This is a genomic window from Vibrio sp., from assembly GCF_047973365.1.
Lineage (GTDB): Bacteria > Pseudomonadota > Gammaproteobacteria > Enterobacterales > Vibrionaceae > Vibrio.
This window is the reverse complement of sequence record NZ_JBKEBW010000135.1, coordinates 1-19,942: the sequence shown is the minus strand read 5'-3', so window position 1 is coordinate 19,942 and position 19,942 is coordinate 1. Positions and strand designations below refer to the sequence as shown.

General features: G+C 43.4%; 12 protein-coding genes and 1 pseudogene. 5 read left to right on the top strand and 8 right to left on the bottom strand.

Going from position 1 to position 19,942, the window contains the following annotated elements; all coding sequences use genetic code 11:
• Positions 1–151: 151 nt before the first annotated feature.
• The 5 genes from accD to nagE form a co-directional block, all read right to left on the bottom strand.
• Complete coding sequence (gene accD / locus ACK5MF_RS16870) at positions 152–1,078, bottom strand: acetyl-CoA carboxylase, carboxyltransferase subunit beta (protein WP_416923726.1); 927 nt, start codon at positions 1,076–1,078, stop codon at positions 152–154.
• Positions 1,079–1,288: 210 nt separating this feature from the next.
• Complete coding sequence (gene truA / locus ACK5MF_RS16865) at positions 1,289–2,083, bottom strand: tRNA pseudouridine(38-40) synthase TruA (RefSeq protein WP_416923725.1); 795 nt, start codon at positions 2,081–2,083, stop codon at positions 1,289–1,291.
• A 177-nt stretch (positions 2,084–2,260) separates the two neighbouring features.
• The gene (locus ACK5MF_RS16860; protein ID WP_416923724.1) at positions 2,261–5,947 is read right to left on the bottom strand and encodes a FimV/HubP family polar landmark protein; all 3,687 of its coding nucleotides are present in this window, start codon (positions 5,945–5,947) and stop codon (positions 2,261–2,263) included.
• 244 nt (positions 5,948–6,191) lie between these two features.
• A complete protein-coding gene (gene glnS / locus ACK5MF_RS16855) occupies positions 6,192–7,862 on the bottom strand; it encodes a glutamine--tRNA ligase (RefSeq protein ID WP_416923723.1) in 1,671 nt (556 codons plus the stop codon).
• Between the two features lie 253 nt (positions 7,863–8,115).
• Positions 8,116–9,690, bottom strand: a complete 1,575-nt coding sequence (gene nagE / locus ACK5MF_RS16850; protein ID WP_416923722.1) for an N-acetylglucosamine-specific PTS transporter subunit IIBC — start codon at positions 9,688–9,690, stop codon at positions 8,116–8,118.
• A gap of 480 nt (positions 9,691–10,170) precedes the next feature.
• Between nagE and nagA the strand changes: the two genes are divergently transcribed.
• The 4 genes from nagA (at position 10,171) to asnB (ending at position 16,284) form a co-directional block, all read left to right on the top strand.
• Complete coding sequence (gene nagA, locus ACK5MF_RS16845; protein WP_416923721.1) at positions 10,171–11,307, top strand: N-acetylglucosamine-6-phosphate deacetylase; 1,137 nt, start codon at positions 10,171–10,173, stop codon at positions 11,305–11,307.
• A gap of 2 nt (positions 11,308–11,309) precedes the next feature.
• Complete coding sequence (nagC, locus tag ACK5MF_RS16840; RefSeq protein ID WP_416923720.1) at positions 11,310–12,524, top strand: DNA-binding transcriptional regulator NagC; 1,215 nt, start codon at positions 11,310–11,312, stop codon at positions 12,522–12,524.
• A 275-nt stretch (positions 12,525–12,799) separates the two neighbouring features.
• Positions 12,800–14,386, top strand: a complete 1,587-nt coding sequence (locus ACK5MF_RS16835) for a cation:proton antiporter (RefSeq protein WP_416923719.1) — start codon at positions 12,800–12,802, stop codon at positions 14,384–14,386.
• A 233-nt stretch (positions 14,387–14,619) separates the two neighbouring features.
• On the top strand, positions 14,620–16,284 hold the full coding sequence (gene asnB, locus ACK5MF_RS16830) for an asparagine synthase B (protein ID WP_416923718.1): 1,665 nt from the start codon (positions 14,620–14,622) through the stop codon (positions 16,282–16,284).
• Between the two features lie 79 nt (positions 16,285–16,363).
• Here asnB and rfaH read toward each other — a convergent pair whose 3' ends face one another.
• Positions 16,364–16,861: a transcription/translation regulatory transformer protein RfaH gene (gene rfaH / locus ACK5MF_RS16825; RefSeq protein WP_416923728.1), complete on the bottom strand. Its 498-nt coding sequence runs from the start codon at positions 16,859–16,861 to the stop codon at positions 16,364–16,366.
• 312 nt (positions 16,862–17,173) lie between these two features.
• On the opposite strand from rfaH, the gene ACK5MF_RS16820 reads away from it, so the two are divergent.
• On the top strand, positions 17,174–18,562 hold the full coding sequence (locus ACK5MF_RS16820) for a peptide MFS transporter (RefSeq protein ID WP_416923727.1): 1,389 nt from the start codon (positions 17,174–17,176) through the stop codon (positions 18,560–18,562).
• Positions 18,563–18,691: 129 nt separating this feature from the next.
• Here ACK5MF_RS16820 and hemH read toward each other — a convergent pair whose 3' ends face one another.
• Both hemH and ACK5MF_RS16810 read right to left on the bottom strand, forming a co-directional pair.
• The gene (gene hemH / locus ACK5MF_RS16815; RefSeq protein ID WP_416923717.1) at positions 18,692–19,648 is read right to left on the bottom strand and encodes a ferrochelatase; all 957 of its coding nucleotides are present in this window, start codon (positions 19,646–19,648) and stop codon (positions 18,692–18,694) included.
• A gap of 117 nt (positions 19,649–19,765) precedes the next feature.
• Positions 19,766–19,942 (bottom strand): annotated as a pseudogene (locus tag ACK5MF_RS16810) (group II intron reverse transcriptase/maturase); the annotation flags it as partial.

Sequence of the window (19,942 nt, the reverse complement as noted above, 5' to 3'; positions counted from 1 at the left end):
TGAACGCGATCTAAGCCTAAATCAATTGCAGATGTGTGAATATGAGTTAAATAGTCAAGCCACATCGATAGTGAGGATGTGGCTTGAGGAATTAGGTTTCGTTTCATCTAACGTAGAACCATTGTTTTCTTTGGTTTAGTTAGCGCCTACTTTACCCTTTTTTGTTCGCTTCTGGTACTGAATATGCAGCCTCTTGTGGCGCATCGTTCACAGAAACAACCAGAGGAGATTTTTGGTTGGTCATCTTCGCCAGAAGGCCAGCAATACGTTGACGCATTTCGCGGCGATCAACGATCATATCAATCGCACCATGCTCAAGCAGGAATTCACTGCGTTGGAAACCTTCTGGCAGATCTTCGCGTACTGTTTGTTCAATAACACGACGACCAGCAAAACCGATCAGAGCTTTTGGTTCACCAATGTTCACATCACCCAACATAGCCAGGCTTGCTGAAACGCCACCCATGGTTGGGTCAGTCATAACCGAAATGAACGGCAGGCCTTTATTTGATAAACGCTCTAGCGCTGCGCTGGTTTTCGCCATTTGCATTAGAGACATCAATGCCTCTTGCATACGTGCACCACCACTTGCCGAGAAACAAACTAAGCCACAGTTTCTTTCAATAGCAGAGTCGACCGCACGAACAAAACGAGCACCAACAACAGAACCCATCGAACCGCCCATGAATGAGAATTCAAAAGCACAAGCAACCAGAGGAATGCCGTGTAACTCACCATTCATCACGATAAGCGCATCTTTCTCGCCACTACTCTTTTGCGCAGCCGCAAGACGTTCTTTATAACGCTTTGAATCTTTAAACTTCAGTTTGTCTTGAGGCTCAAGCTCTTGTGCAATCTCATGACGGTTATTTTCGTCTAGGAAAGTTTCCAGACGACGACGCGCTTTCATGCGCATATGGTGATTACACTTAGGGCAAACTTCGAGGTTACGCTCGAGTTCTGCGTGGTAGAGTACCTGCTCACAAGATGTACACTTCGTCCAAACACCTTCAGGAATCGATGCTTTACGTGAAGTAACTATGTTGCTTTTTTCTAAAATCTTTTCAAGCCAACTCATAGAAGACCTTATTACTTTGTGCTCTCCCGCTCAATGCGAAAGATTTGAATTCAACAATAACGCGTGGGGATTAAAGCACAGAAAATGCCAACTGTAGACAAAAAACTGGTTGTACCTATTTCTTGTACCAATCCCACACACCTAATACTGCTCATTTTCAATACGAATCAACTGATAACTTTGAACCAATTACAGCACTTTAGTTCAACATTAGTTCAAATGATCAGGAAAAAAAAGCGGACCGATTGGTGGCTGTGGCAATTCAAATTCTTGCGGGTAATCCACCGATACCAAATATAAACCTTCCGCTTTTGCCGTTGCCCCTGCCAAGGTACGATCTTTGGCTTTCAACAACCATTGGATCCATTCGGCTTCTTTCTCACCGCGACCAACCTCAATCAGGCTACCTGTGATATTACGCACCATATGGTGAACAAAAGCATTCGCTTTAATATCAATCACTACGTAACGTTCATGACGGGTAACATTTAAGTGCATAATATTACGCCACGGACTGCGTGACTGGCAATGCACAGCTCGAAATGACGTGAAGTCATTCTCACCAAGCAAGTATTGACCGGCTTGATGCATTTTATCCACATCAAGCTCACCGTGATAATGACTCACCCCGGAAGCCAAAATGCCCGGACGGAATTGGTGATTATAAATCACATAACGGTAACGACGAGCTGTTGCGGTAAAACGAGCATGGAATTCATCTGGCACTTCTTTCGCCCATCGCACTGCAATATTCTTTGGCAGGTTTGCATTGGTTCCCATTGTCCAAGCAACCGTTTTGCGTGTTGCTGTTGTATCAAAATGCACAACTTGCCCAGTGCCATGTACGCCAGCATCAGTGCGCCCTGCACACTGGACTTCAACAGGATGATTGGCGACAACAGACAGAGCTTTTTCCAGCTCTTCCTGCACACTTGCAACCTCTCGTTGTCGCTGCCAACCAAAGTAATGAGTACCATCATACTCAATACCCAACGCTATTCTCATGGTGTATTACCCTTAATCACTATAGGTCTAAGGACCTTGGGGCGGGCAGTATAGTATCAATCGTATAAGATTTCTAACCTACAAAACATTAGCACCACCTAAAACTTAGCATCATCTAAAACTTAATATCACCTAAAACAAAGAGGCAGCCTATGCTGCCTCTTCTACTATGGCTATTTATGCTCGACCATTAATGACATCAATAAGGTGCTTAGCTTGTTGTCTGATTTCATCGCTACCATCAACGATCGCTTCTTCTAACAACTTAATTGCCCCTTTATCATCGTTCATCTCGATATAGATTTTTGCTAAATCAAGTTTACCGGCGGCTTCTGAGTTGCTGTCGACGTCAATATCACTAACGTGACCAATCACATCTGGAAATTCGTTGAGCCCTACATCCAGTTTTAACTCTTCGTTATCAAGATTCAGTGTGCTGCCATCATTGCTCTCAACTTGAGCCATCAAATCATCGATAGTCATAAATTGATGAGTTGCAGGTTCGAACTCTGCAAAATCATCCTGATGCTCCCAATTTTCTTTAGCGACCTCGGGCTCTTTCACTTGGATCTCAGGATGCCATACGTCTTTCTCTGCCTCTGGAACCTCATCAGAGATAGTCGCTTGTTGATCTGGCGTTAAATTGAACCCATTCCAATCTTCGCCGCCCATATCGAGCATGGCATCAATATCCATACCAGCACTGTCAACAGACTTGGCATCGATAGGCTTATCAAAGGCATAACGCGTATCTTGCTTTTCTTCGTCCGACAACCAATCTGAAAGTGCCTGCTCGTCAAACTCTTGCTTTGAAACATCACTAAGATTGACTTCCGTTGTGGCTAACTCAACATCTTGATACAGCGAGGAATCTTCCAACTGTTGTTCATCGGATTCATCAGCCAGTTCATCCGTTTGCGTAAACATGTCTGCTAGAGCATCTTCTTCTGTATACTCGGGCAGTTCAGAGTCTTCAAATGCCGCATCGGCAACTTCAGACTCAACTTCCGCTAAATCTGTTTCTGGCTCTGATTCAGAATCGGCTAATGCATCTTCCTCTGTGTATTCTGGCAGTTCCAGATCATCAAACTCATCAGCGATCTCTTGCTCTGGCTGCTCTGGTTCAACTTCATCAGACACAACTTCTGCAACATCAATCTCTTCTTGCTTACCTTGCTCATCTTGCTCATCTTGAGCTGCAGAGATTTCTTCTTCTGGCTCTGATTGAGAATCGGCTAACGCATCTTCCTCTGTGTATTCTGGCAGTTCCAGATCATCAAACTCATCAGCAATCTCTTGCTCTGGCTGCTCTGGTTCAACTTCATCAGATACAGCTTCTGCAACGTCAATCTCTTCTTGCTTACCTTGCTCATTTTGAGCTTCAGAGATTTCTTCTTCTGGCTCTGATTGAGAATCGGCTAACGCGTCTTCCTCTGTGTATTCTGGCAGTTCCAGATCATCAAACTCATCAGCAATGTCTTGTTCCGGCTGTTCAGATTCTGTTTCTTCAACTGCAAGATTTGCAACGTCAGCTTCCAGATCATCAAATACCCAATCATCATCTTGTGGTACGCCAAACTCGTTCGCAACCACTTGTTCTTGCTCTGAAGCTGATGTTTCGCCACCTTCAATTTCTGGATTGAACTCAAAGTCATCTAACTCAAACTCCTCATCGCTTGTTGAAGGCGCTGATTCAAATGCATCATCTAGCAGAGGATCGGATTGAGGGACATTGGTTATCAAATCATCAATGAAGTTAGCGCTATTAAATTCATCGAATTGTTCTTCAGCATCAGAATGTTCTTCAGCATCAGAGCCATGCTCAATATTCAACAACTCATCGAAAAGCTCTAAACTTTCGTCTTCTTCTGCAGACTCTTGTTCTTCTGCAGACTTATGTTGTTGCAGAGCGTTCTCATCCGCTAAAAAATCTTCATAACCTGCGGGCTGTTCCGTTAACTCGCCGACAAAATCATCCAATAAAGCCGTACTGTTTTCATCAATGTCAGGAATTTCAGAATCACCCAATAATTCATCCAACTCCAACATCATTTCATCAGCAGCATTTCCCTCAGAATCATCTTTAGCGAAATCGTCGTCTGCTAAAAGTTCATCAAGCAATGCCGTGCTATTGGCTGCAACCTCGGGTTCGTCATCTTCTAATAGCAGTTCATCAAGTAATGCACTCTCATCCTTAGCATTCGCTTCCAACGACTCCAAATCAGCTTGTTGTTCAATACTTGCAAACAGATCGTCTATTTCTTGATCAGATGCGAATGTTGCCGTTTCAGGTTCAACTCGATTATTGGATTTTTCATCATCAATCAGACTGCCGAAATCTAGCGGTTCCGAGCTATCCTCCTCTTCGTCTTGTGCGGAGAAAAGCTCATCTAACATAGATTGATCAAGAGATGATGACTCTAACTCTTCCAAATCTTCGTCTGCAGCCAGTAGTGATTCAATGTCAGCTTGTGACATCTCGCCGTCATCAGACAAATCAAAACCTATGCTGTCGTCTTCATCATAGTTTTGTGAGGCTTGGTCAAGGGCGCGTTCCATATCTTCCAAACCAAGCGCTTTTTCATCGCCGTTAACACTGATGCCGTTAGTGCTAGACGATAAGTCACCGAAATCAGTGTCAAGATCGCCTGAATCATCAATAGCGGCGAACAAATCTTCACCATCTTCGCTTTCTAAGTCGAAATCCAAATCGCTATCGTCTAAACCAGCAAAAATATCGTCATCGTCGGCTTGTGAAGATTCTTCTTTCTTCTCTTCTCCGAACAATGAATCGCTTTCATCCATGCTGCCGAATAGATCATCATTAAGTAGCAATTCGTCATCCAAGTCTTCTAGAGACGGATCGCCAACAGCGATTGGCGCCACAGCGTCGGCAGCAGAATTCGCATTGAACGAATTCTCTGACGTTGCAGAAGTTGATGCTTGATTTGCACCAGAGCGGCGACCTAACAACACGACGACCAATAGAGCAATAAACAGACCTGGGATTAAAGCGAGAGCCGCGACAACCCAGTTATTGGCCAACAGTTCATCCAGCTTCGAAGGGGCAAGGCGTTGTGTCTCTTCACGTTTGATTCTTTCTTCAGCTAATAATTTTTCAACTTCAGAACGAATACGGTTTTCATCACCTAATTCTTGCTTCAACCCACTGACTTCTGATTGAACTTCAGCCAGCATCAATCTCAACCTAAGGTTCTTCTCTTCCAAAGCTTGTATTTCACTTTGAGCGGTCACCGCCTCTTTAGGGCTGTCATTGCTGTTACTAGGCGCAATAACAGGCATTTCTGTAGGCAAAGACGCGACTTGAGGTTCAGGTGATTTATTTTTATCTGCTTCAGCCACCTGCGGTTTAGCTTCTACAACGGGTTTCGCCGGCGAGGTAACCACTGTCGTTACTGGCTTAGTTTGCTGCTGTGTAAGCCGAGCTTGATGCGCAGCCATAACACTAACCGCTTCCTTAGTTGACACACGACTCACCTGAGCGAGAGAAGGTATGCGTAATGTGCTACCTGGAATCAGTTTGTGGATGTTTTGGTTTTCAAACGCTTGGGGATTTAGACGATAAATAGCTAACAAGGTTTGCTGTACAGACACTTGAGTAGAAGGACGTATACGCGAGGCAATCGACCATAAAGTGTCTGTTTCGGAAGTAGGACCAATAACTCTTGAAGGCTCTGTCGCCGTGGTGGTTCGATTACGAACAATATCACTACTATATTGTGGCGCGGACTGAACTTCGCCATTAGGACCAACAAGGCGAATACTCTCTGCACTAACGAAAGAAGTCTGAGTCACGGCCGCTACAGCAATTGGCAGTAACAGTCGTTTAAAAAGTTGACGCATATAAGGCTCAGCTAGGTGCTATGAATTAATAAAGATAACAATCCGTTAAATATATCGGATAAGACAAGTAAAACTATAGGATCTAAAACAAAAAATGTGCTCACACCGTAATAATCGCAGCAATCTCACACTAATATTGCGCTTTTGCCACTTATCCCAAATACCATAATGACGCTTCAAAAAATAAAAGCCAGCTTTAAGCTGGCTTTTAGATAGTTAGATCGGATAGTTTTGCTTTATGAGGTCACTCTGAATCGATTTTCGCCCACGTATCGCGCAGACCAACGGTACGGTTGAACACTAAATATTCAGGCTTGGAATCTTTGTTGTCTGCACAAAAGTAACCCACACGCTCAAACTGATAACCCACTTCAGCTTCTGCTGTGACAAGGCTTGGCTCAACAAAACCATTGACTTTAATCAGTGACTCTGGGTTAATCGTTGCGGCGAAATCGTCCGCCGCTGCAGGGTTTGCAACGGTAAATAGGCGATCGTAAAGACGGAATTCAGCAGATAAACCTTTATCAGCGGATACCCAGTGAATAACACCTTTCACTTTACGACCATCTTCTGGGTTTTTACCCAAAGTCTCAGGGTCATAAGTACAGTAGATAGTCGTGATGTTGCCGTCTTGATCTTTCTCTACACGTTCAGCTTTAATCACATAAGCACCGCGTAGTCGAACTTCCTTACCTAGAACCAAACGCTTGTACTTCTTGTTACCTTCTTCACGGAAGTCTTCACGTTCTATCCATACTTCGCGAGTGAAAGGTACATCGCGAGAACCCATTTCCGGATTATTTGGATGATTGGCAAGATTCAATACTTCTACGCTATCGGCAGCAAAGTTTTCAATCACAATTTTCACTGGATCCAAAACAGCCATTGCACGTGGTGCATTGTTGTTAAGGTCGTCGCGAATACATGATTCAAGTGAACTGAACTCAATCATGTTGTCTTGTTTCGTGACACCAATGCGCTTACAGAATTCGCGAATAGATGCCGCAGTGAATCCACGACGACGCAGACCAGAAATGGTTGGCATTCGAGGATCATCCCAACCATTGACCAATTTCTCAGTCACCAGTTGGTTTAGCTTACGCTTAGACATCACTGTGTATTCTAGATTCAGACGGCTGAATTCGTATTGACGCGGATGACAACCAATAGTGATGTTGTCTAAAACCCAATCATAAAGACGACGGTTGTCTTGGAATTCCAAAGTACAAATCGAGTGCGTAATGCCTTCCAATGCATCGGAAATACAGTGCGTAAAGTCGTACATTGGGTAGATGCACCACTTGTCACCCGTTTGATGATGATCGGCAAAACGAACACGGTAGATAACAGGATCACGCATAACGATAAATGAAGAAGCCATGTCGATTTTAGCACGCAAACAAGCTTCACCTTCTTTAAAGCCACCTGTTCTCATTTTTTCAAACAGAGCCAGGTTTTCTTCAACGCTACGCTCACGATAAGGGCTATGTTTACCCGGCGTGGTTAACGTACCGCGGTATTCGCGGATCTGCTCTGGAGTCAGCTCTTCAACATAAGCCAAACCTTTGTTGATAAGCTCCAACGCATATTGGTATAACTTGTCAAAATAGTCAGATGAGTAGCAGATATCACCAGACCATTCAAATCCTAGCCAACTTACATCTTTCTTAATTGATTCAACGTATTCGATGTCTTCTTTCTCTGGGTTTGTGTCATCAAAACGCAAATTACACTGGCCCTGATAGTCTTGAGCGATACCAAAGTTCAAACAAATCGACTTCGCGTGACCGATATGTAGATAACCGTTAGGCTCTGGCGGGAAACGAGTATGCACGCTAGTGTGTTTACCATCCGCTAAATCTTTATCTATGATTTGGCGAATGAAGTTCGATGGACGAGCCTCAGCTTCACTCATCTATAGCACCTCAAAATAATTTAATACTGGCAGAAAGTTTTTCTGTTTGGGCCAACTTAGCCACAATTTACAGAAATATTGCGTTCAATGATCCACAATTCTGGGCGTTTTCACAATAAAAACTGCGGATTAATTCAGAAATAATCATTACTTCGCTTGTTATGTAGTCAACACCTGACAAAGCAAAAAGCCTTCGCATAAGGCGAAGGCTTCAATTTTAACTAAAAACGTCTGATATTAAAGACAATGGCTATTATGGTAGTTTTACGCCAGATAAATCTTCCGTAGCACTAATTGCTTTCATCTCACCTGCCACGATTTCAGCTAGGGGACCAAGGATAACTTGAAGGTTGTTTTCGCCAAGCTTAACGACACCTTTAGCACCTAATTTTTTCAGTACCGCTTCGTCAGCCACTGAACGATCTTTTAGTGTTAGACGTAGACGAGTAATACAAGCGTCGATAGTGGTTAGGTTCTCATGACCACCAAGCGCTTTTAGGTATTGACGTGCTAATTCACCTTTGTCAGCACCTGAACGAGAAGGTGCAGCAACCGCTTCATCATCATCTTCACGACCCGGTGACTTCAAATTGAAAGTACGGATTGCAAATGTGAATGTGAAGAAGTACAGAGCGAAGAACGCTAGACCAATGATGAGTAGCGTTACCGGTTTAGTTGCTAGACCCCAGTTTAGTGCGAAGTCGATTAGACCAGCAGAGAAACCAAAGCCGTGTAGCGTACCAAACATGTTCGCAACAACTAAAGCTAGCCCAGTAAACACTGCGTGCATTGCATATAGTGCAGGCGCCAGGAACACGAACATGAACTCTAGAGGTTCTGTGATACCTGTTAGGAATGAACAGAAAGCAACAGAGAACAACGCACCACCCACTTGATGACGTTTTTCTGCAGGCGCTGCAAAGTACATAGCTAATGCTGCACCAGGTAGACCGAACATCATGATTGGGAAGAAACCGTTCATGAATACACCAGCGCTCTTATCGCCACCGAAGAAACGGTGTAGGTCGCCAGATTTCATGGTTTCAGTTACTTCTTTCACCACAGCTGTGATTTCAGGGTTCACTGCATTTTGGAAATTAAATGTGTGCTCTTGACCAACCACTAAAGCTTTAGCAATAGAAGGGTCCACACAAAGTTTTTGTAATGCAGGTAGAGCTTGACCAGCAGCTTGAGCACCTGATACTACGATTTCTTGACACGTACCCATACCAAACCAGAAGTACGAGTTAAGAACGTGGTGTAAACCAACAGGGATTAGCGCACGGTTTAAAGTACCGTAAACAAACTGACCGACTGATCCAGAAGTTGAAACGGCATGAGCAAGCGCATCTAGACCACCCTGAATGCTTGGCCATACAACACCAGAGATTGCACCAGCAACCAGTGCAAATAGACCCGCCATGATAGGAACAAGTCGCTTACCAGAGAAGAACGCTAACCATTCAGGAAGACGAGTAGCGTGAAAAGCGTTGTAAGTATGACCTGCGATAATACCGGCAAAGATACCGCCGAAGAACGACATGTTAATTGAAGGATCGATGGTTTTTGCTGTTGCTGTTAGTACGAAGTACGCTACTGCGCCCGCTAAGCCCGCAGCGCCAGAGCCGTCTTTAGAAAGACCAATCGCAATACCAAGGCCAAATAGAAGAGGTAGCTGTCCAAAGATAGCACCACCAGCTTCTGCCATAAATGGAATGTCTAGTAGGTCGCCCTGACCTAGACGTAATAAGATAGCTGCAACGGGTAACGTTGCGATAGGTAGCATCAATGCTTTACCTAGCTTTTGCGCATATCCAAGAATATTCACCGTAAGTTCCCCCTATAGGATTTTATAAATATCGGCAAACTTATTTTAGTCGCCCAATTTAGTCATAGTCAGTGTATGTCAATAATTTTGCTCCGCAAATTAAAACCTCATCAATTGTGACCGTAATCACCTCAAATAGACATAATTCGAGCTTTTTGCTAGCGAGATCATAAAACTTATTTTACAATATAAAAAAACGCTAATATATCGGTACTATGCGACTCATAACTAAGTGATGTAATGTCTTATAACCAAAGAGATTATACTAATTAATAAAGCTATTTGCCGATTACATCACTGAGGTAAATAAGGCACCGAATAATGAGCTAGAGGAACCTTTTTAGTGACCTCTGAGCCTAAAGATATTTCGCGATTTGATAAAAGTTAGCAAAGAGTCCGTTCAAACCGTACTCTTTAGAGACAATATCAGCTTATCGCTCCTAAAATTATAAAATGTCTATCGACGAGGATTCGTTAATTATGTACGCACTAACTAACTGTAAGGTATACACTGGCAGCGATGTACTATCTGGTCATGCTGTGATTATTGATACTGATACCATTCATGCCATTATTCCTGAACAAAATCTTCCGAGTGACATGGAGTGCCAAGATCTTAACGGTGCAAACCTTAGCCCGGGATTTATTGACTTACAACTCAATGGCTGTGGCGGTGTCATGTTCAATGATGAAATAACCGCTGATACTATCCATACCATGCATCAAGCTAACCTTAAATCAGGTTGTACAAGTTTTTTACCAACGCTGATTACTTCTTCAGATGACAACATGCGCCAAGCCATTGCCGCTGAGCGTGACTATCGCCAAAAGTACAGTCACCATTCTCTTGGACTTCACCTCGAAGGCCCATATCTGAATATTGAGAAAAAAGGCATCCATAACGTAGACTTTATTCGCGAGTCGGATGACGCCATGATTAACCTGATGTGTGAAAACAGTGACGTCATCACTAAAGTCACGCTGGCGCCAGAGAAAAATAATCCATCACACGTAGCGCAATTGGCTAAAGCAGGTATCGTCGTTTCGATTGGTCATACCAACGCGACATATCAAGAAGCTCGTAAAGGCTTTGAATCAGGAATTACCTTCGCGACTCATTTGTTTAATGCAATGACGCCTATGCAAGGTCGCGAACCGGGAGTCGTTGGTGCGATTTTCGACACGCCAGAAGTATACGCAGGCATCATTGCTGACGGCTTCCACGTCGATTACGCCAACATCCGCATCGCTCATAAAATCAAGGGCGAAAAGCTCGTATTAGTGACAGATGCCACAGCTCCAGCAGGCACTGAAATGGATTACTTTATTTTTGTCGGTAAGAAAGTATATTACCAAGATGGCAAGTGTATCGATGAAAACGGCACACTTGGCGGCTCAGCCCTTACAATGATTGAAGCAGTTCAAAATACGGTTGAGCATGTCGGCATCGCTTTAGATGAAGCACTGAGGATGGCTACTCTGTATCCAGCAAAAGCAATTGGGGTTGACCACAAATTGGGTCGAATTAAGCAAGGCATGATTGCCAACCTAACTGTTTTTGACCGTGACTTTAACGTAAAAGCGACTGTGGTTAACGGACAATACGAGCATAAGTAATAATGAATGGCGGACAAATAGGTAACGTAGATCTAGTCAAGCAGCTAAACAGTGCTGCAGTATATCGATTAATAGACCAACAAGGTCCTATTTCTCGAATACAGGTTGCCGATGTAAGTCAACTTGCTCCGGCAAGTGTGACAAAAATAACCCGCCAACTTTTAGAACGCGGCCTTATCAAAGAGGTCGCACAACAAGCTTCTACTGGTGGTCGAAGAGCCATTTCTTTGACCACTGAAGTTGCTCCATTTCACTCAATCGCCGTGCGTTTAGGGCGCGACTACATTCAGTTCAGCCTGTTTGATTTAGGGGCGACAGAGCTTGCTTCTGATTATCAAGAGTTTCTCTATACCAGCCAGAATGAACTTATCGATGGTTTTTTAACTCATCTCAAAAATTTTACAATGCAACATGCTGCATCAACAAACCAACTTATCGCCATTGGCATCGCCTTACCAGGGTTAGTCAATCCAGAAACCGGGGTGGTTGATTACATGCCCAATGTCAAAGTCAATGCCCTGCCTTTAGGTGAGATTGTAAAACAGCACTTCCATGTGGAATGTTTTGTTGGCAACGATGTCAGAGGAATGGCACTCGCGGAACACTACTTTGGCGCTAGCCAAGACTGTCAGGATTCGATATTAGTTAGCGTTCACCGAGGCACAGGCGCAGGCATTATCGTCAACGGGCAAGTGTTCTTAGGGTTTAACCGCAACGTTGGTGAAATCGGCCATATTCAAATCGATCCACTCGGCGAACAATGCCAATGTGGGAACTTCGGTTGTCTGGAAACCGTAGCAACGAACCCTGCTATCGTGAATCGAGTTAACAAGCTCATTACTCAGGGCTATGAATCTAGTCTTTCACAAGTCGATGCGATTACCATTCACGAAATTTGTGAGCATGCTAATAACGGTGATGAACTTTCAAAACAAGCGTTAGTGAGAGTGGGAAATCAATTGGGTAAAGCAATTGCAATTACTATCAACTTATTTAACCCACAAAAAGTCATCATTGCTGGTGCGATCACTGAAGCTAAAGAGATTCTTTTCCCAGCAATTCAACGCAACGTAGAAAATCAATCGCTTAAATCATTTCATAGCAACTTACCAATTGAAGCCTCGTTGCTCGACAAACAGCCTACACTCAGCGCTTTTGCTATGATTAAGCGGGCGATGCTGAATGGTGTCTTGTTACAAAAACTTCTAGAAGATTAAGACTTATCTACGTTGGTATAAGCCACTGATTACCCTATAATGCTCGGCTGTGTTTACTAAATAGACACAGCCTTTTTTGTATCTGGCAAGCAACGGGTATCCTAGGTAAAAATATGATCAAATTGGGCATTGGTGGAACAGCGAATGGGCATCGAACACAAACACGCATAAACCCTTCCATGGGGCTCCGCTGAGCCATCCTTGGCTCAGAGGGTTTGCTTATCGATGCCCATTCACTGATCAGAAAGTTTTCTAGAACGGTATAACGGTTACCAATGGAAATTATTTTAATTACAACGGCATTCATCGCTGGTTTTATTGCACTCAAGTGCAATCTCCCTCCCCTTGTGGGTTTTCTTATTGCAGGTTTTGCTTTGCATGCCTTTGGTTTTGAATCAAATGAGACCATTTCCCTGTTGGCCGATCTCGGTGTAACGCTGCTGCTGTTTACCATTGGTTTAAAGCTAGACGTTAAAACCCTATTAGCAAAGGAAATTTGGGCAGGAGCCACAATTCATAACCTTTTATCGACCGCTGTATTTAGTTTAGTACTGATCGGATTCAAGTATCTCGGCTTAGACAGTCTTGCATTAGTCTCTGTATCAAGCATTATTTTGCTAGGCTTTGCCCTTTCTTTTTCAAGTACCGTGTTTGCCGTCAAATCACTGCAAGAAAAAGGCGAAATGAATGCAACCTATGGCACGATTGCCATTGGTATTCTTGTTATGCAGGACATTTTCGCCGTTATTTTCTTAACCGCTTCTACTGGTAAAATTCCAGAATGGTATGCAATTGCTCTATTCTTGCTTCCTGTTATTCGACCACTATTTTTTAAAATTCTCGATTGGGTTGGTCACGGTGAGATGCTGGTTTTAGCTGGGATATTCTTTGCTTTAGTGGTTGGTGCAGGCTTATTTGAATTCGTAGGAATGAAGCCAGATTTAGGCGCACTAATATTAGGCATGATGCTAGCTGGACACAGCAAAGCATCAGAATTATCTAAATCTCTGTTCAATATGAAAGAGCTGTTCCTCGTTTGTTTTTTCTTAAACATTGGATTATCAGAGCAACCCACTGTTACGGGTTTCTTACTCGCGCTCTTGTTGCTACTACTGCTGCCACTAAAAGGTATTTTGTACTTCTTAGTGTTAAATAAGTTTCGCTTCCGTGTGCGAACGTCGCTGTTGGCAACCATTTCTTTATTGAATTTCAGTGAGTTCGGACTTATCGTCGGCGGACTGGCATTCAAAATGGGTTGGCTATCTGGAGACATCTTAGTCGCATTAGCCATTTCAGTGCCACTGTCTTTTATTATTACTGCACCGATAGTCCGTAAAGGGCATGAAATCTACCATTACTTGGCACAATGGCTAAAAGAACAAACGGCTGAACGTATTAATATCAGAGACAGGTTCATCAGCCCCGGAAGCTCTCAACTCGTCATTCTCGGAATGGGACGCATCGGTACGGGTGCCTATGAGGAGTTTCACGCTCGCTATGGGAACATCTGCTTGGGCGTGGAATTGAGAGAAGATACCGCTCAGGAACACAGAAATGAAGGCAGGAATGTGATCTCTGGCGACGCTACTGACCCTGATTTCTGGGAAAGAATTCTCGACACTGGCAACGTCAAAATGGTGCTGTTAGCTATGCCTCATCATCAGGCGAATCAAATAGCGCTAGAGCAACTGAAAAAGCGCTCATTCAGTGGACAAATAGCGGCAATTGCTGAATATCCCGATCAGTTAGATAACTTGATCGAGAAAGGAGCACATGCGGCATTTAACATCTATCGGGAAGCTGGCTCTGGTTTTGCCCGCCATGTTTGTGAGCAGTTGAACCCTACTTTTGTGAAGCACTAATATTTAGAGAAAAGAGCACTAAGTGCTTTTTTTATTCTAAGTACTCTTTTTTATTCTAAGTGATGTTTTTTTCATCACAAGTTAGAGTTCCTCTAACAAAATAAAATAATATTTAAATATTATTCACCTTAGCTTTGTTTGTTTAAAATTTCTATCAATCATGGGTTGTTTTTTTTAATCAAAATGGCAAATTGGAAGCATCTGCTTAAAACTCGTTTACTAAAGGAAGTTGTATGTGCTCTATCTTTGGCATCTTAGACATCAAAAGTGATGCAGCTGCGCTACGTCCAGTGGCATTGGAAATGTCGAAAAAACTCCGTCACCGTGGTCCAGACTGGTCCGGTATCTATGCATCAGACAAGGCAATTTTGGCGCATGAGCGTTTAGCGATTGTTGGTCTAAATAGCGGGGCACAACCTTTATACAGCCCAGACAAAAAACTTATCCTAGCGGTGAACGGTGAGATTTATAACCACAAAGAGATCCGTGCTCGTTACGAAGGCAAATACCAATTCCAAACAGACTCTGACTGTGAAGTCATCTTGGCACTATACCAAGATAAAGGTGTTGACCTGCTAGAAGAACTCAATGGGATCTTTGCTTTCGTTCTTTACGATGAAGAGAAAGACGAATATTTAGTCGGCCGCGACCATATTGGTATTATCCCGCTATACCAAGGTCAAGATGAGCACGGAAACTATTATGTTGCTTCGGAAATGAAAGCACTGGTGCCGGTGTGTAAAACTCTGAGCGAATTCCCTCCAGGTAGCTACTACAGCTCGAAAGATAAACAACCAACACGTTACTACGTACGTGACTGGAACGAGTACGCAGCGGTAAGCGGTAACACTAGCAGTAAAGAAGAGCTGACCGCCGCTCTGGAAGCCGCGGTTAAACGCCAACTAATGACAGACGTGCCTTACGGTGTACTGCTATCTGGCGGTCTAGATTCATCCATTACTTCGGCAGTGGCAAAACGTTATGCGGCAATGCGTATTGAAGATGATGAGAAATCGGCAGCATGGTGGCCGCAGCTACACTCATTTGCTGTTGGTCTGGAAGGCGCTCCCGATCTTAAAGCCGCTCGTGAAGTGGCGGATAAGATCGGCACTGTTCACCATGAATTCACTTACACTATTCAAGAAGGTCTTGATGCGATTCGTGATGTGATTTACCACATCGAAACTTATGACGTAACAACCATTCGTGCATCTACGCCTATGTATCTCATGGGTCGTAAGATCAAAGCGATGGGCATCAAGATGGTACTGTCTGGCGAAGGTGCGGATGAAATCTTCGGTGGTTACTTATACTTCCACAAAGCACCAAATGCTCAAGAGTTCCATGAAGAAACTGTACGTAAACTGCTTGCGCTAAACTTGTTTGACTGTGCTCGTGCTAACAAATCTCTTGCAGCTTGGGGCGTTGAAGGTCGTGTACCTTTCTTAGATAAAGAGTTTATTGATGTAGCGATGCGCCTAAACCCTGCAGATAAAATGTGTGGCAACGGCAAGATGGAGAAACACATTCTACGTGAGTGTTTTGAGCATTATCTGCCTGAATCTATCGCATGGCGTCAAAAAGAGCAGTTCTCTGACGGCGTAGGTTACAACTGGATTGATACGCTAAAAGCAACAGCGGAAGCAAAAGTAACAGACCAGCAGATGGAAACCGCTCAATACCGTTTCCCATACAACACGCCAACGACAAAAGAAGGTTATGTGTATCGCGAAATTTTCGAAGAGCTATTCCCATTAGAGTCAGCAGCTCAATGTGTTCCTGGCGGACCTTCAGTAGCATGTTCATCGGCAAAAGCTATTGAATGGGATGAGTCATTCAAAAACTGTATCGACCCATCAGGTCGTGCGGTGAAAGCCGTTCACAACGAAGCTTACTAACCTTCCGTGAATATCAAAAAGGCGCCATTTGAATTTCAAATGGCGCCTTTTTTGTTTCCTTTAGATTTGCCAACAAACCCTACTTCAGTTCTAAGTCTTTATTATCGATGCTCATAATAACAGGTTGGTTGATGAGCTTAATCAGCATCAGCGATCGTGTTTCCCCATCCGCTTCTTGGTAAATCGCGTCTATGCCAGAGAATTGTCCCCCAGTTACTTTAAGCACTTGGCCTTGTTTTGGTGTTTGAGAGACGACCAAGCTTTGCTCGCTCATATCCATCTGTTTAAGTTCATAAATCAGATCACCCTGCAGCTCTTTAGGCTGAGCGCTAAAGCGAACAAAGTCTGCAACACCTCGGGTAGAGCGCACGGTAGTAAAAGTCGGCCCTTTCTCAAAATCAAAACGGACAAATATATAACAAGGGAAAAGCGGTTCAGCCACTGACTGCCGTTTCCCTCTTAAGATCTTTTCTACCGTTATTTCTGGGTAATAACACTCAACGCCTTGATTTTCCAAATGGGCTTTAGCTCTAAGCTGTTCACCTCTTTTACAATAAAGCAGATACCAACGTTTCATATTCTTAACCAATAAAATTTTTGTCATGCTACCACTATCGCTATGCCGAGTCATGATTAAAGACACATGCCCATCAACTTCGCGCCATAACTGATAACATAAAAACCACTATTTATTGCAACAAGAGATTACGCAGTAAAAAATTAGTTTCCACAAATGATAACAAACTCGAATATCCTGCAATAACAATAGCACTCAGAACGAAAAACCACCAATTGCACTTATTTACAAAATTAAATCATTTGAAATATCGCTGTTACCAATGTATATCTATCGCCCACTAAAAATATAACGATGACTGTAGTATTTACTATGCAAAACCAACAACAATATTTTGGCCACCCACGTGGCTTATTTCTTTTATTTAGTACTGAGCTTTGGGAGCGTTTCTCATATTACGCAATGAGAGCGATCTTAGTGCTCTATTTAACAGATGCGACGATTAATGGTGGCCTTGGTTGGTCAACAAAAGACGCACTGGATCTGTATGGCACTTATACCGGTTTGGTATACATTACTCCGCTTATTGGTGGTTTCCTCGCGGATAACTATCTGGGTCAGCGCCGTTCAATTTTGATCGGTGGTGCATTAATGGCTATTGGTCAATTCACCCTTGCAATGCCTGCAGAAGCGCTCGGTATTGCACCGATGCACTCATTCTACCTGGGTCTTGCTCTGCTTATCACCGGTAATGGCCTGTTTAAGCCAAACATTTCGACTATGGTAGGTGACCTATATAGAGAAGGTGACCACCGTCGTGACGGTGCATTCACTATCTTCTACATGGGTATAAACCTTGGCGCCCTACTTGCTGGGGTTGTTGCAGGTTCAGTAACTAACTCTTTCGGCTGGAAAGCGGGATTCGTTGCAGCAGGTATCGGTATGCTAATCAGCCTGGTTATGCAAATGACCCTTGCTCAATCATGGCTAGGTGATATTGGTAAAGTTCCTGCAGCAAAGCGTGCGATGGAAAAAACCAAGTCGCAAACTAAGCAACCGCTGACGAAAGAAGAATTTGACCGTATTAAAGTCATCTTAATCATGAGTCTGTTTACTATCGTTTTCTGGGCAGGCTTCGAGCAAGCTGGTGGTCTGATGAACATCTACACCCAGCAATATACCGATCGTATGATTGGTAGTTTTGAAATACCAGCGGCATGGTTCCAGTCATTAAACCCATTCTTCATTATTACTCTGGCGCCAGTACTTGCTGTGTTCTGGGTGAAATTGGGTAAACGTGAACCTAACTCTCCGGTTAAATTCGCGCTTGCGATGTTCTTCCTCGCGCTTGGTTTCCTATGTATGGTCGGTGCCGTGCTAGAGCAAGGTGGCGACACAACAATAAAAACGTCTATGCTTTGGCTAGTCGGTGCATTCTTCTTCCATACGCTGGGTGAACTATGTCTATCACCAATTGGTCTTTCATTGGTGACTAAACTGGCTCCGCTACGTCTTGCATCTTTAATGATGGGTGCATGGTTCGGTTGTAACGCTATCGCAAACTACGTTGCAGGTTACGTGGGTTCACATGTCGGTGAGCTTGGCGCGATGGCAATCTTTAGTGGCATTGCCGTGACTGCCACCGTATCTGGTACTATCTTATTGCTGTTTGCAAATAAGTTAGTCTTTTGGATGCACGGTGCTGAAGGCTACGTTGAAGCTGATACAGACGAAAAACAAACGGAAGTTCAACCCGCTTAATTAACGTTTCAAGACGACAAAGGATCACGTATTGTGATCCTTTTTGTTTCTGCGAACAAAACATTTATGCCATTATTCTAGATAAAAATACGATCAGACTGAATAGCGGCGAAATGTTCCAGAATAGTATTAACTCAAGACAAGAGCTTTCATCATTTCGATATGGGTGTCATCAGCATTCAAACAAGGGATGTAATTAAACGACTCGCCACCCGCCTCTAAAAACAATGCTTTATTCTCTCCGGCTATCTCTTCCAATGTTTCCAAACAATCGACTGAAAATGCAGGACAGAGAATATCCAATTTCTTGATGCCTTTTTCAGGAAGTGATTCCATCGTCTTATCTGTATATGGCTGTAACCACTCCTCCTTACCAAATTGAGATTGATAAGTCATCAGTACTTTGTCTTCAGCTAAACCTAATTCTAGGGCCAACAAACGGGTCGTTTCAGCACAATGTTGAGGGTAAATATCACCGTTTTCAGCGTATCGTTTCGGAATACCGTGATATGAACAAATGAGTAAGTCCCCTTGCCCATTGATGTTCCATGACTCGCGTACACGGCTTGCTAACGCTTGTATATAAAGAGGATGATTGAAGTAATCACGGATAAATTTTATCTCTGGCATTGTGGGAATTGCTTTGATTGCTTTAGCTAATCCATCAAACACGGCTGCGGTTGTTGACGAAGAGTATTGTGGATACAAAGGTAAAACAATAACCTCTTCAACGCCTTGTTGATGCAGTCTCTCTAAACCAGAACTCAAGCTTGGCTGACCATAAGTCATTCCAAGTTCAACTGGTAATCCAATTAACTGTTTGAGCTTTTCTCTTTGGCGCAGAGAGTAAACCATCAATGGCGAACCTTCATCCATCCAGATTGACTCATACAACTTTGCTACACGAGGTGAACGACGTGGCAAAATAAAACAATGAAGAATGGGATACCATTGCCAAGGACTGAGATCGACCACGCGTTGATCACGAAGAAATTCAGCTAAGAAGCGTTTAACTTCAACGGCAGTAGCAGCTTGTGGGGTGCCTAAATTGGCTAATAAGACACCTTGTTTTTTTATCGTTTTCATAGCGTCCTTTTCTTTTTATAGCTAACGTAATAGCCAATAAATTGATATATCGAGTAGGGTGAGGCGTTACCGCCTCATCCCTCTCACAGAACCGTACGTACGGACCTCGTATACGGCTCATGCATACTTCCATTCAGCATAATTGCTAAACACATACCCTGTTCCTACTTGCTCAAGATTTACCAACCCCAGTTCGTTGAACCATTGGTTTGGCATCGCATAACTGGCTAGAGGACTTTGCGCATTTCTCCAACTACTCATTCGGATAAATCTAAACGGCGGCTTATATCCAAG

Bases quoted from the DNA above. Each gene is read 5' to 3' on its own strand.
- nagA (WP_416923721.1), top strand. From the start codon at position 10,171: ATGTACGCACTAACTAACTGTAAGGTATACACTGGCAGCGATGTACTA.
- ACK5MF_RS16860 (WP_416923724.1), bottom strand. From the start codon at position 5,947: ATGCGTCAACTTTTTAAACGACTGTTACTGCCAATTGCTGTAGCGGCC.
- ACK5MF_RS16835 (WP_416923719.1), top strand. From the start codon at position 12,800: ATGGAAATTATTTTAATTACAACGGCATTCATCGCTGGTTTTATTGCA.
- hemH (WP_416923717.1), bottom strand. From the start codon at position 19,648: ATGAAAACGATAAAAAAACAAGGTGTCTTATTAGCCAATTTAGGCACC.
- nagC (WP_416923720.1), top strand. From the start codon at position 11,310: ATGAATGGCGGACAAATAGGTAACGTAGATCTAGTCAAGCAGCTAAAC.
- truA (WP_416923725.1), bottom strand. From the start codon at position 2,083: ATGAGAATAGCGTTGGGTATTGAGTATGATGGTACTCATTACTTTGGT.
- rfaH (WP_416923728.1), bottom strand. From the start codon at position 16,861: ATGAAACGTTGGTATCTGCTTTATTGTAAAAGAGGTGAACAGCTTAGA.
- asnB (WP_416923718.1), top strand. From the start codon at position 14,620: ATGTGCTCTATCTTTGGCATCTTAGACATCAAAAGTGATGCAGCTGCG.
- ACK5MF_RS16820 (WP_416923727.1), top strand. From the start codon at position 17,174: ATGCAAAACCAACAACAATATTTTGGCCACCCACGTGGCTTATTTCTT.
- glnS (WP_416923723.1), bottom strand. From the start codon at position 7,862: ATGAGTGAAGCTGAGGCTCGTCCATCGAACTTCATTCGCCAAATCATA.
- accD (WP_416923726.1), bottom strand. From the start codon at position 1,078: ATGAGTTGGCTTGAAAAGATTTTAGAAAAAAGCAACATAGTTACTTCA.